Source organism: Haemophilus aegyptius (assembly GCF_900475885.1).
Classification (GTDB): Bacteria; Pseudomonadota; Gammaproteobacteria; order Enterobacterales; family Pasteurellaceae; genus Haemophilus; species Haemophilus influenzae.
This window is the reverse complement of sequence record NZ_LS483429.1, coordinates 374,042-387,258: the sequence shown is the minus strand read 5'-3', so window position 1 is coordinate 387,258 and position 13,217 is coordinate 374,042. Positions and strand designations below refer to the sequence as shown.

Below are 13,217 nucleotides of genomic sequence, written 5' to 3'. Positions count from 1 at the left end.
CTATTTTAAATATTAGGTTATTTTATTCTTAGTTTTAAGTTTAATTTTAAATTTAATTTTGTTTTAGTTTATTTAACGATGATAACTGAAAAGTTTTATCAACTGTTCTTTAAAAAATTGGAAACAAGCTGAAAACAAGAGATTTTCGAGAGAAAGTCTGAGTAGGCAAGACAGGAAAGTGAAAAGAGGGAACTGAGAAGGAAACTCTAAAAACAAACCCTGTTTTGCATAAAATCTTGATTGAACAAAAGCAATCAAGTGTTTAGTTAAATGAAAATACGCATCAAATTGACCTCACTTTGAAGTGAAAACGTAAAGTGGTTGAAAACATTTGAGGTTGTATAGTTAAGTGACTAAGCGTACAAGGTGGATGCCTTGGCAATCAGAGGCGAAGAAGGACGTGCTAATCTGCGAAAAGCTTGGATGAGTCGATAAGAGGCGTTTAATCCAAGATATCCGAATGGGGAAACCCAGTAGATGAAGAATCTACTATCAACAAGTGAATTCATAGCTTGTTGAGGCAAACCGGGAGAACTGAAACATCTAAGTACCCCGAGGAAAAGAAATCAACCGAGATTTCGTCAGTAGCGGCGAGCGAAAGCGAAAGAGCCAGTAAGTGATAGCAATATAGTTAGGAGAATGTGTTGGGAAGCACAATCAAAGAGGGTGATAATCCCGTATCTAAAAACCATATTGTGGTACTAAGCTAACGAGAAGTAGGGCGGGACACGTGATATCCTGTTTGAAGAAGGGGGGACCATCCTCCAAGGCTAAATACTCCTGATTGACCGATAGTGAACCAGTACTGTGAAGGAAAGGCGAAAAGAACCCCGGTGAGGGGAGTGAAATAGAACCTGAAACCTTGTACGTACAAGCAGTGGGAGCCCCATCACTTAATCCGATTGGAAGGTGATGAAAAGCAACCGCACTTAAACAATGGTAAGAGGAGCGAAGCGAGTCAAACCACCCAAAAGAAGCAGTGGGATTAAGTGATGGGGTGACTGCGTACCTTTTGTATAATGGGTCAGCGACTTATATTTTGTAGCGAGGTTAACCGAATAGGGGAGCCGAAGGGAAACCGAGTCTTAACTGGGCGTTGAGTTGCAGGGTATAGACCCGAAACCCGGTGATCTAGCCATGGGCAGGTTGAAGGTTGGGTAACACTAACTGGAGGACCGAACCGACTAATGTTGAAAAATTAGCGGATGACTTGTGGCTGGGGGTGAAAGGCCAATCAAACCGGGAGATAGCTGGTTCTCCCCGAAATCTATTTAGGTAGAGCCTTGAGGTGACACCTTTGGGGGTAGAGCACTGTTTCGGCTAGGGGTCCATCCCGGATTACCAACCCGATGCAAACTACGAATACCAAAGAGTGATACTCAGGAGACACACGGCGGGTGCTAACGTCCGTCGTGGAGAGGGAAACAACCCAGACCGCCAGCTAAGGTCCCCAAGTCTATATTAAGTGGGAAACGAAGTGGGAAGGCTTAGACAGCTAGGATGTTGGCTTAGAAGCAGCCATCATTTAAAGAAAGCGTAATAGCTCACTAGTCGAGTCGGTCTGCGCGGAAGATGTAACGGGGCTGAAATATAGCACCGAAGCTGCGGCATCAGGCGTATCACTAATACGCCTGTTGGGTAGGGGAGCGTTGTGTAAGCGGATGAAGGTTCATCGAGAGGTGGGCTGGACGTATCACAAGTGCGAATGCTGACATAAGTAACGATAAAACGGGTGAAAAACCCGTTCGCCGGAAGACCAAGGGTTCCTGTCCAACGTTAATCGGGGCAGGGTAAGTCGGCTCCTAAGGCGAGGCTGAAAAGCGTAGTCGATGGGAAACAGGTTAATATTCCTGTACTTGGTAAAGCTGCGATGTGGGGACGGAGTAGGTTAGGTTATCGCACTGTTGGATATGTGCGTTTAAGTTGGTAGGTGGGAAGTTTAGGCAAATCCGGACTTCCTTAACACAGAGAGATGATGACGAGGCTCTACGGAGCTGAAGTAACTGATACCACACTTCCAGGAAAAGCCACTAAGCGAAAGGCTTTACTAAACCGTACTGAAAACCGACACAGGTGGTCAGGTAGAGAATACTCAGGCGCTTGAGAGAACTCGGGTGAAGGAACTAGGCAAAATAGCACCGTAACTTCGGGAGAAGGTGCGCCGGCGTAGATTGTAAGGGCTAGCCCCTGAAGGTTGAACCGGTCGAAGTGACCAGCTGGCTGCAACTGTTTATTAAAAACACAGCACTCTGCAAACACGAAAGTGGAGGTATAGGGTGTGATGCCTGCCCGGTGCTGGAAGGTTAATTGATGGTGTCATCGCAAGAGAAGCACCTGATCGAAGCCCCAGTAAACGGCGGCCGTAACTATAACGGTCCTAAGGTAGCGAAATTCCTTGTCGGGTAAGTTCCGACCTGCACGAATGGCATAATGATGGCCAGGCTGTCTCCACCCGAGACTCAGTGAAATTGAAATCGCCGTGAAGATGCGGTGTACCCGCGGCTAGACGGAAAGACCCCGTGAACCTTTACTATAGCTTGACACTGAACATTGAATTTTGATGTGTAGGATAGGTGGGAGACTAAGAAGATGATACGCCAGTATTGTTGGAGTCGACCTTGAAATACCACCCTTTAACGTTTGATGTTCTAACGAAGATTGCGGAACGTGGTCTCGGACAGTGTCTGGTGGGTAGTTTGACTGGGGCGGTCTCCTCCCAAAGCGTAACGGAGGAGCACGAAGGTTTGCTAATCACGGTCGGACATCGTGAGGTTAGTGCAATGGTATAAGCAAGCTTAACTGCGAGACAGACAAGTCGAGCAGGTACGAAAGTAGGTCATAGTGATCCGGTGGTTCTGAATGGAAGGGCCATCGCTCAACGGATAAAAGGTACTCCGGGGATAACAGGCTGATACCGCCCAAGAGTTCATATCGACGGCGGTGTTTGGCACCTCGATGTCGGCTCATCACATCCTGGGGCTGAAGTAGGTCCCAAGGGTATGGCTGTTCGCCATTTAAAGTGGTACGCGAGCTGGGTTTAGAACGTCGTGAGACAGTTCGGTCCCTATCTGCCGTGGGCGTAGGAGAATTGGTTGGGGCTGCTCCTAGTACGAGAGGACCGGAGTGGACGCACCACTGGTGTTCCGGTTGTGTCGCCAGACGCATTGCCGGGTAGCTAAGTGCGGAAGAGATAAGTGCTGAAAGCATCTAAGCACGAAACTTGCCAAGAGATGAGTTCTCCCAATCTAAGAGATAGTAAGGGTTGTTGTAGACTACGACGTAGATAGGTCAGGTGTGTAAGTGTAGTGATACATTGAGCTAACAGATACTAATTGCCCGAGAGGCTTAACTATACAACGCTCAAGTGTTTTTGGGAGCTAAGTGAAGTAAGAGATGAAAAGCGAAGCAAATAAAAGTAGAGCGGAAACCGAAGTAAAAGACTAAACAAAGAAAAGTAAATATAGAAGACTTAATAGAAAGGAAATTGAGTTCAGCTTGTGACCAATAAGAACGAGTGAAAGGTAGAGTAAAGACTGAGTAACGAGAGATAAAAGAGACGAGAGATAAAAGAGAAGACGAGTTATCAAAGAATTATCCTGGCGGCGATAGTGCGGTGGACCCACCTGAGACCATACCGAACTCAGAAGTGAAACGCTGTAATGCCGATGGTAGTGTGGGGTTTCCCCATGTGAGAGTAGGGCACCGCCAGGTTTTATTTTTTTAGTTTATTCATTGAGTAAATTAAAAAAATAAAAAATTTTTGGCAGAGATAGTGCAATAGATCCACCTGATACCATACCGAACTCAGAAGTGAAATGTTGTAACGCTGATGGTAGTGTGGGGTTTCCCCATGTGAGAGTAAGGCACTGCCAATCGTCGTTTTTAGCGGAGTGGTAGTTCAGCTGGTTAGAATACCTGCCTGTCACGCAGGGGGTCGCGGGTTCGAGTCCCGTCCATTCCGCCAATTCATATCATAGTTTATTGATACCAATAGGGGCGTAGTTCAATTGGTAGAGCACCGGTCTCCAAAACCGGGTGTTGGGAGTTCGAGCCTCTCCGCCCCTGCCATAAAAAACCTTTCATTTTCAATAATTTACTACATTGTAAAAATTTTCTTGTGAGAAATCATCGTCTTCGTGTGGCGTAAATGTGACATTATTCGCAAACTCTATCATGTGATCTGCATTTAAATGTGCATATTTCTTTACCATTTCTAATGTTTCCCAACCGCCCATTTCTTTTAACGTATAAAGCGGTGTACCTGCTTGAACATGCCAACTTGCCCAAGTATGGCGTAAATCATGAAAGCGGAAGTTATGAATATTGCTTTTTTCTAATGCTTGATGGAAATCATGCCAATCAATACGCCCAATTTGTTTATCAGTACCACGATGAAAAACAAATTCACTGCGGCGAGTTTGGTATAATTTTTGCAATAAATCCAAAGCAGTGTTATTCAACGGTAATGCTCTTGCTTTACCTGATTTTGCTACATCATTTGAAACAATTGCGATACTACGTTCAAAATCTACTTTATCCCATGTCATTGATAAAATCTCTGTCATACGTGCTCCAGTGAATAAAGCAAAAGAACAAACATTTTTCATCCACGCTAAATTCAAATTTGAAATCAGTGTTGTGGCTTGCTCTTTTGTAATCCAACGCACGCGGACTTTTGGCTCAACGAATTTTTTCACATAAGGGATTCTATCAATCCAACCATTTTTATAAGCCAGTGAAAGCACCCGCAAAATGGACGTGCGATAGCGGTTTTTTGTCGAACGCGACAATGGTTTTTTATGAGTGGTTGAGTATGTCGGCAAATTAGTCATAATATCTTCGCCTGTAATATCACTCAATTTCCAACCGCCAAAAACAGAACGCCAATAAATGGCGTGTCTGCGGTTAGTATCAAAATCTTTTTTCAACTTGGCATCTTCCACAAATAACAACAAGGCTTCTTCAAACAGTTTAGGCGGTTTCTTATTAAGGTGCGCCATATCCCATAATTCTGCCTTGATCTTATCGTGTAATTCTTGTGCCTTTTTCTTTACTTCAGTCCCAGTGCTTCGTCTAATTCGTTCGCCACTCGGTGTTGTAATATCGAGCCAATATGTACTTCCTCTCTTGTAGATTGACATTTATTCTTTCCTCCATTTTTTATATCAGTCAATCCAACCAATCGGATGACATTATTTTTTCTTTTTCTACAACGGTCAAGATCTTCCCTAAAAACTCGCCACGCTTTCGAACCTTCCATTTGAAAAAAGCCCCATTTAAAACGGTGAGCGAAAACAGTGCTGTAACTTAAATTAAGGAGGTCTGCTACCTCCTTTATCGTTAACGTGCGCTCGGATTTTGTTGTGTTTTCCTCCGTAATCACAAATCCCCCTCTTTCACAAACACACCATCAATCATACGTCCTTTGCGGTCTTTGATTTCATCCCAAGCGGCTTGCACACAATCTGTTAGCATTAAATTATATTTTCTGCTAATTAATTTAAGTGATAAGCAAGGACACCCGAATATAGCATCAACTTTTGTCGGCATTTCTAGGTTTTGCCCCATTAATTCACTTGCGAGCATACCAAGGCTAACGACTGTTTCTGCGATAATTTCTTCAACGTCTAATTTAAAAACAGGTTGAAATGAATCTAGATTACTAATTGTTTCTAAGACGCTATCAATATGATTTTGCTTAGCCAAAATCACCATCACCACAAAACAATCCCCAATGCTATCCTTAATTACATCAGGTTTATTTTTTGCTATGCCACTGCATAGCTCACCAAATTCTTCCATTAATTTAATGAATTGTTTTTGTGGGGTAGAACCCTCAATCAAATTGCGATCTTCTGCCCATTGTTCAATGTTTTTTATAAGATGTTGTAACTTTGCCATTTTTCTTTCCTTTTCAATCTCTACCTTTAATCACATTAGGTACTTCCACAATTAGGATTCGATCCGGTGGGATTTTTAAATATTTTCTGTAATGGTCTGCGATTTCTTCTGCTTCACTATAAGTCACGGTTTTTCGGCTTTCCCTCCCAACTAGCCATTCTCTAGCAAATTCACACTCCAGTACCACATATCGCTTACCATCAATTAACTGAATATTGGTCATGGTATTCTCCTTAATCCTGCGGAACATTTTCAATCTTTAGCCATTTAGGTTCATTTCTATTAGTACCAACAGTGTTTAACCATCTACGCCATAATGTCCCGTCATTGCACAGCGAAAAAATTGTTTCTGATAGTTGTAAATCATCGCAGTCTTTGTCATAAGCCATAGATTCAGACACAGCAATTTGAATAATTTTTCTCATTTTTAACCTCTTTTTTGATTAATTAACCCTAAAATCCCCCAAGCTCTCACCCCAACCAAAGGCTTGAGCCAACGGAATTTTTTCTTCTTTAATGAAAACTTCATCGTTTTCACAACAAATCCACCGATAGTCATTAAGCCGTAACCATCCATGGCGCATTAAAAGGTCAATTTGTGACGGTTTTAATGGCGAACCAATAGGCGACATTAATAAATTAACTTGCTGTTCAATTTTTGAACGGTTACAGTTATTGACACAAGTCCAAGCGGCGCGATGCGCCTTGTTTGTTTCGGTGGTCTCCGAATTAAGTGCGGTGGAACCCAACGCACTTTTCGCTGATTTAATCACCCAGTTTTTTAATTTGGTGATGATTTTCTTTTCTGTGAATCTGTTTTTTACCCCCACAATTTTCTTACGAATCTCACCGTATTTATTCGGTTCGCATTCTTCATACTCAATACAAATCGGCTGATAACAACGTTTTGTCATTGCGCCACCTTGCACTTTTAAATAACTACCAAAGCAACTCACATCAGCCACCGTACGACCAATATCCAATACTTCATCGTCCGCAACGGCAGCCATGGCATCATCAATTTTGCGAAGTTCACGCCAAGTCGAAATTGACGGTGTGCCATAAAATTGGAATTGACGAATGCCCCAAAGATTTGCCCACGCACTCACACGTTGCACGTTTTCAAGTAATGTCAGATTTTCTACTTCATCGGACATTTCTTTGCCTTGCTTACCTACATAGATATTCTTCGCGATGTATTTCGCCACATAGCCAATGGCAGAACCTTTGGTTGGATCAATTTCTTCTACTTTGAAACGGTATTTTTTCGCCCCAAATTCATCGCCATCTAATTCCAACGCTTTCTTGCGGAATAGATGAATAACGTCATCTTTATGTTCAGGTTTTACATACATCAGCAAATGCCAATGCGGTGTGCCATCGTGATGCGGTTCAACACCACGAAAGCCAAAAAAACCGATTCCACGTTTGGCAAACTGCGCGCGCAACTGTGCCCACACTTTATTTAAGTAACGTTGCGTATCACGAGGGCTTGCGCCTTGCCATTTTTTATTGTTTTTGCCTGTTTCATGCGTCGCGTGGAAAGAGGATGGGGCAGTCAGCGTAAGAAAAAGTGACACAAACGAATTTTCTGTCGCCCATTCATCAATACCACGCAAGCGGTTCATGGTTTCCTGAAAACGGATAGCAGGATTTGCTACCGATTTTTTCCACATTTCAATCAACGGCATTTGTTCGGTGCTATCGTCTAGATTTTCTAATACCATTTGTTGCAGATATTCGAGGTTATCTGCACGTTGCGCACGGTAGTCATTAAATGCACTTTGCGACACATAAGGGCTCACTTTTGCCGATACTGCACCACAGCCAATCTCCACATGTTCTTTCAATCGTTTTTGTGCCGTAGTAAGTTGGCGTTTCCAATGTTTTTGGCAAACTGATTTATTAAGATCAACCTCAATGTCATTCACATCTAAGAAACGGTTATCTTGATAAGCGAACCAGTGCTTTAACGGAAAACCAATATCAGCACACACTTCGCCCACTAAGCGATAAAGGTCAAGAGAAAGTGCGGCAAAATCATCAAGAGATATTTCCCCACGCTCTTTCCGCTCCGCTTGTTCATTGACAAAATCAGACTGTAATTTCGTAAACAACATAGCTAATTTGTCTGCCATTTCTTTTAGCTGATGTTCACTTAACAAATAAAACGGAAAGTTAGCCGCTTTTTTGCCTTTTGAGAGGGCGACCACTTGTGAATGTGTATCACGATCAATCAACCAATCAAGGCTAACCTGATAATGTTGAAAAACGGCTTTCAGGCGATTAGTGAGAATTTCGCGCAAATAGATGTTCGCATACGCCGTCTGTTTATTGTCGAATTTAAACCCAATAGAGCCATCATCTTTCACGCCATTGAACGCACGCAACCAAACATGGCGAAAATGCTCACGTTGGCGTTTGCGAGGGAGCGCAGAAAGCAGTTTTTCAACATAATCGAACTGGTGCGGCGCAACAGAAAATAATTCCATTTGCGCCGATGTTGCTTGAGCAGTATCGAAAGTGCGGTCAAAATTCACCGCACTTTGCATCATCACTGCACGTGCATCTGCCATCGCTTGCTCACGTTTGGCAAGATTGGCATTGCACTCAAGTTCCCAGTTCATCATCAAGAATCCTTACATTGCCGTATTGGCTAAATATTCACTGTGATATTCAAAATATTCTTTGATTTTGTTGTTGGTCGAACTCACTGCACTGAGTAATTCTTCCAAGCTCAACATTTCATATTGGGCTAAGTCATAACGGCGTACTTCTTCGATTGCGCCCCAAATTGTGTTGTGTAAATTGCCCACGGTTCTTGTTTTTTGTTTGCCATACCAACTATCTTGATCACCCATCACTTCAACCACTTGAAAGCGAGTACCGATGGGTAAAATTTCTAGCGTTGCGCCACAATCTAGGGCGATACAAATATTGTTTTCCATTATTCTTCTTCTCCTTTACCAACGGCTATCTAGCACGTCCGTAATAAACTCAATTAATCCCATTACCGTCACAGCCACGCCAAGAACGGCAAACAGCACCACGAAAAACATCACTAAACAACTTGTCATTTTCTTTTCTCTCTCCAGTCTGCCCATTCGGCGTGTTTTTTCATTAATTCTCGTTTCGCTTGAATTGCAATGTCGCCCAAACGGATATATTCACTAAATGCCGTATTCGCTGATTGTTCATCGCCCTTATCTAAGTGGTAGAAATAAGCGAACAATTGTTCTTGCGCATTATCTAGCTTGTGATAAACATCTTTTGCACAAAAAGACAAAGCACCACGGCTTAAAATTATTGCTGCCATTTGTTATTCCCCCATCGTCTTATCAATTTGAGTAAATTCCCGCTCTGTTACGCCTTGTGAAAACATTCCCGAAAGTAACCGCACTTTACGTAGTGCACGGGCTATTTTGCGTTGTCCTTGTTCGGTGTAGTGATGGAGCTTAGTGCCTGTTAAATGCCCTGCACGTAAATCTGAAAAATCTAAATCGGCTAATTCCAACAGCATTTCTCGAAAGCCTTGTTGTAAACCGTCAAACTCTCGTTCTACACGGAATTGGCTTTTGCTTAACGAGTGCAGCGCATCATCAAAACTTCGGATTTCAGGCACCTTTACTTGATTTACACGACACCATTTTTCTGCGGCAGATTCCGTTTCATCGTCAAAGCAATAAGGCATTAAGGCCATCACTCACCCCCATTTACTTATTTACGGAACCACCGAGCAAAGCATTGGAAAATGCTTTGTTCACGTGCCCACTGTGCTTCTTCAAGTAATGCAATGCGATCACTGAGTGATTCATTCAGCAATACTTGCTGTGCATTCACGTTTGCTTGGTGAGAAATCGCTCGTTGCAACAGTTGAATGTTGCGAGCCTGTTCTTGCACGGTTTTGTTTAACTGCCACACATTCACACGGTTATGGCGTTTTTTACCGTTGTCATACACATAATTACTGCTTGCCATTTGCTCAAACTCCTAAATTTTGGTTGCAAAAATCCTGTCGAATGAATTTCTTCAAACGACTGTTTTAAAAATCTTGATGGAAATTAAAGATTAGATGTCGATTTCTTGCTGACGCTCATCAATCTGCTTTAACGGCTTGTTCGCACTTAATGCTTCTGGACGATCATAATAAATTGGTGTTCTTACTCTTGTAATTTGGCTTTGCACTTTTAATTCTGTGCCGCAGTTGTTGCAGTAAGCCAACACGTCGATTAACAACAAACCAATTTTTTCTGAAGTTCGTACACGGATGTTATTACTCCCGCAATTTGCACATTTGTGATCTACATTCACTCTTTACCTCCTAATTTGTTATACTCAATTTGATTTATTCACGATTCACAAAGGAACCGAGACTATGATTGAAGATCAGATTGATGAACTTGTTGCAGATAATGCAGAAAAGAACCTCCGCATTTATGCGCTTGAAGATTTGCTTGCTTTCTTTCGTCATCACATAACGAATGCACAGAAGCAAGAACTTCATCACTATTACGAATACATACGTGACCAACATCTAAACAATTTTTCTCTTGATGAAGATCAAGCAGAAAAGATTGAAGCAGTATTTGACGCGCTTGAATCTTTTCTACAGAAGTAGAACTGTTATCAAATAACGTAAATGAAAGACGGTATTTGCCGTCTTTTGTTTTGCGAAGAAAGAATTTCCCGCTTGCTTGAATTGCTGTTTCACACATACACACCTTCTTTTTTGTTCTACGCTCTCCACATTCCCCAATATGGATTGCACGGTTATTAAAATTAAAAGATAATCAACACTATAAAGCACGACACCATTGAAAATAACGCCACGAGGTATGCCATGCTGACTCGATTTTTACGATTTCTCATATTTATCCTTAACTGGTCTATTGTTGCTGGAATTGTTTGGCTTAATTTCATCTTACTAAGTAACAATCCCACTCTTACCCTGCTTGATTACACCTTTAACCCACGCCAACTGTGTTTTTTAAATGCGTTGTTAATGGGTGTATTCACTTACAAAGAACGCCACTGCATAAAACAAGAAATCATTCGTTTCGTTCATTGGTTTAAAAGTCTTTAATTCCCTTCAAACACCTGTTTCAAACTTTCGTAAATTGTTGGCCAATCTACATCGGGTCTTAGTTCGGTTGGGTTTACTTCAAATTTTGTGGCTTGGATGATGGGTGGGATGTATTTCACATCCATCTTTGAACCATTTAGCCAAAGATTTACTGTCGGCTGGCTAACACCACAAGCTCTAGCTAAAGCTGATTGGCTACCGCGTATTTCGATAGCTTTGTTCACATACTCACTCATAGAACTCATTATAACCTTACCATAATTTATCTTTGAAAGATATTATAGGTAAACTTTGAATATATGCAAGAAATATTTTATTGTTTTGTTCAAAGTTTACCTATAATTTATATGCAAGGAGAAAGTTATGTCTGATTTATCAACACGTTTAAAAACTTTACTTGAAGAAAAAGGCTTATCTATGAATGCCTTTTCAAAGATGGTAGGCGTTAGCCAACCTGCAATTAGTGATATTGTGAGTGGAAAAACACGCTCCCCAAAAAATATCGTTGAGATTGCGACCGCACTTGGTGTTGATGTGAATTGGTTAAAAAATGGGGAGGGGGATTCAGAAATCGGACGGATTACCGCCTACTGTCACTCAGAAAAAGATAATGAACATACTTTGCGCGTAGATTTATTAGATGTAAATCTTGCCGCGTATTCATCAGGCATAATCAATGCGGAATACCCTAATATTGTTTCTTCCTTGTATTTTACTGAAGAAGGTGCGAACCGAATTTTAGGTCGCACTACAACAAATGGCGTTTATATGTTTCGTGTGCCAACAGATTCAATGGTGCCAACCATCAAACAAACGGACATCGTTTTTATTGACACGAATATAAAACATTACATTGGTGAGGGCATTTATGCATTTTCACTTAATGGTGAGGAGTACATCAAACGCTTACAACGTTTACCAACAGGTGTGATTCGTGCGCTCAGTGATAATAAGCATTATGAACCATTTGATATTACAGAAGAATTATTCGACTCAGCAGTTATTATTGGGAAATTTATCAAAGCTGTAGAATGGAATGTGAAGAACTTATAGGAGATTGAGATGAAAAAACTATTCGCTTTAACATTATGTGCAATGGCTGTTATGGGGTGTGATGACAAATCCACTGAATCATCTCAATCTAACCAACTTAAACAAACAGAAGTATCTGTGCCTAATAGCGAACAAAAAACATCAGAAATAAAAGCAGTCATACCAGAGAAATATATTGATGTTCCATTTAGTAAAACTGAAAAAGGGCGAGTAATTTACAAAAATCCACTTGATGCTTTTGAAAATGGTTCAGATTACAACTCCGAAGATAAGACATTAGTGATCAATGCTAAATCTCCATTAAAAGTAACATTAAAAGAAGATACAGGTGCCACATTATCTGTTGATGATGTAAAACAATTACTGGAACACCGTTTTATTCTTGCGGTATATCAGTTTTTTGCTTATACAAATGAAAATGAGATAGAGATAACCTTGGAGCCAGTAAAAGAAGGGAATAAACCTTACGGCAAAGGATATAAAGCTATAAAGGGAAAAATCACTCGGGAACAAGCATTAAAAACTTTACAAACATTTAGTGGAATGAAAGATTTTGATGATTATGTGAGTTTTGACAAAGATTCTGAATGGGTCATTTTAGGTTTTACTCCTTCTAGAAAAGCACAAAAATTCACTTCGAGTGATTATCAGTCACAAATTTTAAACTCACTTTTAACAGGGAAAATTGATACACCCTATGAAATAGTTAAACTTCCGATTGATGTTGATTTCACAAATATTCAAGTTAAGTTGAAAAAAGCCTTTGATCTATCATTGTTCCAAAATGATAGTAGAACATTGACAAATGGAGATAAGGAATATTCCACTGTAATTAGCGATTTTGTGAAAGTTTATGCAATAGAAAAAGATAAAAATCATCTTGTACAAGTTGCCGTTCAATTTGCTTTTGTTAATAATGCCGATATTGTTATGCAATCTACAGGGGCGATTGCAGCTGCAATGCTTGCTACACCAGATCCGAACAAGTCATTTAAGATAGTGACATCTATGATGGAAGCTGCAAGCAAAAAAATGAAAAAATCCAAAAATAAAGATAAAGCCGAAGAAGTAAGATTGGTTGATGGACTAACACTGAAACTTACTGTCCACCCTAATTTAGGCGGTATTGCATTTTTGACAATAGAAAAACTAGAAAAACGACCTGTAATTTTTGAATAAG

Annotated in this window: 14 protein-coding genes, 2 tRNA genes and 3 rRNA genes; 7 read left to right on the top strand and 12 right to left on the bottom strand. The window is 40.9% G+C overall.

Annotation, left to right across the window (positions count from 1 at the left end):
* Positions 1 to 343 precede the first annotated feature (343 nt).
* The 5 genes from DQN49_RS02080 (at position 344) to DQN49_RS02060 (ending at position 4,068) form a co-directional block, all read left to right on the top strand.
* Positions 344 to 3,353, top strand: a 23S ribosomal RNA gene (locus DQN49_RS02080).
* A gap of 242 nt (positions 3,354 to 3,595) precedes the next feature.
* A 5S ribosomal RNA gene (rrf, locus tag DQN49_RS02075) occupies positions 3,596 to 3,711 on the top strand.
* A gap of 48 nt (positions 3,712 to 3,759) precedes the next feature.
* A 5S ribosomal RNA gene (rrf, locus tag DQN49_RS02070) occupies positions 3,760 to 3,875 on the top strand.
* A gap of 12 nt (positions 3,876 to 3,887) precedes the next feature.
* Positions 3,888 to 3,964, top strand: a tRNA-Asp gene (locus DQN49_RS02065).
* Positions 3,965 to 3,992: 28 nt separating this feature from the next.
* Positions 3,993 to 4,068, top strand: a tRNA-Trp gene (locus DQN49_RS02060).
* A 17-nt stretch (positions 4,069 to 4,085) separates the two neighbouring features.
* Here the strand turns inward: DQN49_RS02060 and DQN49_RS02055 are convergent.
* From DQN49_RS02055 to DQN49_RS01995, 12 genes are all read right to left on the bottom strand, one after another.
* Complete coding sequence (locus DQN49_RS02055) at positions 4,086 to 5,141, bottom strand: tyrosine-type recombinase/integrase (protein ID WP_032826250.1); 1,056 nt, start codon at positions 5,139 to 5,141, stop codon at positions 4,086 to 4,088.
* 238 nt (positions 5,142 to 5,379) lie between these two features.
* Entirely contained in the window at positions 5,380 to 5,901 is a 522-nt protein-coding gene (locus DQN49_RS02045) for a MazG-like family protein (protein WP_005668393.1), read from the bottom strand.
* Between the two features lie 13 nt (positions 5,902 to 5,914).
* Positions 5,915 to 6,124: a hypothetical protein gene (locus DQN49_RS02040; RefSeq protein ID WP_005668395.1), complete on the bottom strand. Its 210-nt coding sequence runs from the start codon at positions 6,122 to 6,124 to the stop codon at positions 5,915 to 5,917.
* Between the two features lie 10 nt (positions 6,125 to 6,134).
* Entirely contained in the window at positions 6,135 to 6,326 is a 192-nt protein-coding gene (locus DQN49_RS02035) for a hypothetical protein (protein WP_005668397.1), read from the bottom strand.
* Positions 6,327 to 6,344: 18 nt separating this feature from the next.
* Positions 6,345 to 8,531, bottom strand: coding sequence for a replication endonuclease (locus DQN49_RS02030; RefSeq protein ID WP_006995326.1), 2,187 nt, complete (start codon positions 8,529 to 8,531; stop codon positions 6,345 to 6,347).
* A 9-nt stretch (positions 8,532 to 8,540) separates the two neighbouring features.
* Positions 8,541 to 8,849, bottom strand: a complete 309-nt coding sequence (locus DQN49_RS02025) for a hypothetical protein (protein WP_005655052.1) — start codon at positions 8,847 to 8,849, stop codon at positions 8,541 to 8,543.
* A gap of 125 nt (positions 8,850 to 8,974) precedes the next feature.
* Complete coding sequence (locus tag DQN49_RS02020) at positions 8,975 to 9,217, bottom strand: hypothetical protein (protein ID WP_005668404.1); 243 nt, start codon at positions 9,215 to 9,217, stop codon at positions 8,975 to 8,977.
* Between the two features lie 3 nt (positions 9,218 to 9,220).
* Positions 9,221 to 9,601 carry a hypothetical protein gene (locus DQN49_RS02015; RefSeq protein ID WP_006995328.1) on the bottom strand — a complete coding sequence of 127 codons (381 nt, stop codon included), beginning with the start codon at positions 9,599 to 9,601 and terminating at the stop codon, positions 9,221 to 9,223.
* Positions 9,602 to 9,618: 17 nt separating this feature from the next.
* Positions 9,619 to 9,879: a hypothetical protein gene (locus DQN49_RS02010; protein ID WP_006995329.1), complete on the bottom strand. Its 261-nt coding sequence runs from the start codon at positions 9,877 to 9,879 to the stop codon at positions 9,619 to 9,621.
* A gap of 90 nt (positions 9,880 to 9,969) precedes the next feature.
* Positions 9,970 to 10,212 (bottom strand): hypothetical protein, encoded by a 243-nt coding sequence (locus DQN49_RS02005; protein ID WP_005655063.1) that lies wholly within the window; start codon positions 10,210 to 10,212, stop codon positions 9,970 to 9,972.
* Between the two features lie 62 nt (positions 10,213 to 10,274).
* Positions 10,275 to 10,616: a hypothetical protein gene (locus DQN49_RS02000; protein ID WP_032826251.1), complete on the bottom strand. Its 342-nt coding sequence runs from the start codon at positions 10,614 to 10,616 to the stop codon at positions 10,275 to 10,277.
* Positions 10,617 to 10,980: 364 nt separating this feature from the next.
* Positions 10,981 to 11,229 (bottom strand): helix-turn-helix domain-containing protein, encoded by a 249-nt coding sequence (locus DQN49_RS01995; RefSeq protein WP_013527354.1) that lies wholly within the window; start codon positions 11,227 to 11,229, stop codon positions 10,981 to 10,983.
* Between the two features lie 118 nt (positions 11,230 to 11,347).
* Here DQN49_RS01995 and DQN49_RS01990 point away from each other — a divergent pair, with 118 nt between their 5' ends.
* Both DQN49_RS01990 and DQN49_RS01985 read left to right on the top strand, forming a co-directional pair.
* Positions 11,348 to 12,037, top strand: coding sequence for a LexA family transcriptional regulator (locus tag DQN49_RS01990; RefSeq protein WP_006995332.1), 690 nt, complete (start codon positions 11,348 to 11,350; stop codon positions 12,035 to 12,037).
* Positions 12,038 to 12,046: 9 nt separating this feature from the next.
* The gene (locus DQN49_RS01985) at positions 12,047 to 13,216 is read left to right on the top strand and encodes a hypothetical protein (protein ID WP_006995333.1); all 1,170 of its coding nucleotides are present in this window, start codon (positions 12,047 to 12,049) and stop codon (positions 13,214 to 13,216) included.
* Position 13,217 lies beyond the last annotated feature (1 nt).

Coding starts and splice junctions, on each gene's coding strand:
- DQN49_RS02025 (WP_005655052.1), bottom strand. CDS start 8,849: ATGGAAAACAATATTTGTATCGCCCTAGATTGTGGCGCAACGCTAGAA.
- DQN49_RS02015 (WP_006995328.1), bottom strand. CDS start 9,601: ATGGCCTTAATGCCTTATTGCTTTGACGATGAAACGGAATCTGCCGCA.
- DQN49_RS02010 (WP_006995329.1), bottom strand. CDS start 9,879: ATGGCAAGCAGTAATTATGTGTATGACAACGGTAAAAAACGCCATAAC.
- DQN49_RS02020 (WP_005668404.1), bottom strand. CDS start 9,217: ATGGCAGCAATAATTTTAAGCCGTGGTGCTTTGTCTTTTTGTGCAAAA.
- DQN49_RS02045 (WP_005668393.1), bottom strand. CDS start 5,901: ATGGCAAAGTTACAACATCTTATAAAAAACATTGAACAATGGGCAGAA.
- DQN49_RS02055 (WP_032826250.1), bottom strand. CDS start 5,141: ATGTCAATCTACAAGAGAGGAAGTACATATTGGCTCGATATTACAACA.
- DQN49_RS02030 (WP_006995326.1), bottom strand. CDS start 8,531: ATGATGAACTGGGAACTTGAGTGCAATGCCAATCTTGCCAAACGTGAG.
- DQN49_RS01990 (WP_006995332.1), top strand. CDS start 11,348: ATGTCTGATTTATCAACACGTTTAAAAACTTTACTTGAAGAAAAAGGC.
- DQN49_RS02000 (WP_032826251.1), bottom strand. CDS start 10,616: ATGTGTGAAACAGCAATTCAAGCAAGCGGGAAATTCTTTCTTCGCAAA.
- DQN49_RS01985 (WP_006995333.1), top strand. CDS start 12,047: ATGAAAAAACTATTCGCTTTAACATTATGTGCAATGGCTGTTATGGGG.
- DQN49_RS01995 (WP_013527354.1), bottom strand. CDS start 11,229: ATGAGTTCTATGAGTGAGTATGTGAACAAAGCTATCGAAATACGCGGT.
- DQN49_RS02035 (WP_005668397.1), bottom strand. CDS start 6,326: ATGAGAAAAATTATTCAAATTGCTGTGTCTGAATCTATGGCTTATGAC.
- DQN49_RS02040 (WP_005668395.1), bottom strand. CDS start 6,124: ATGACCAATATTCAGTTAATTGATGGTAAGCGATATGTGGTACTGGAG.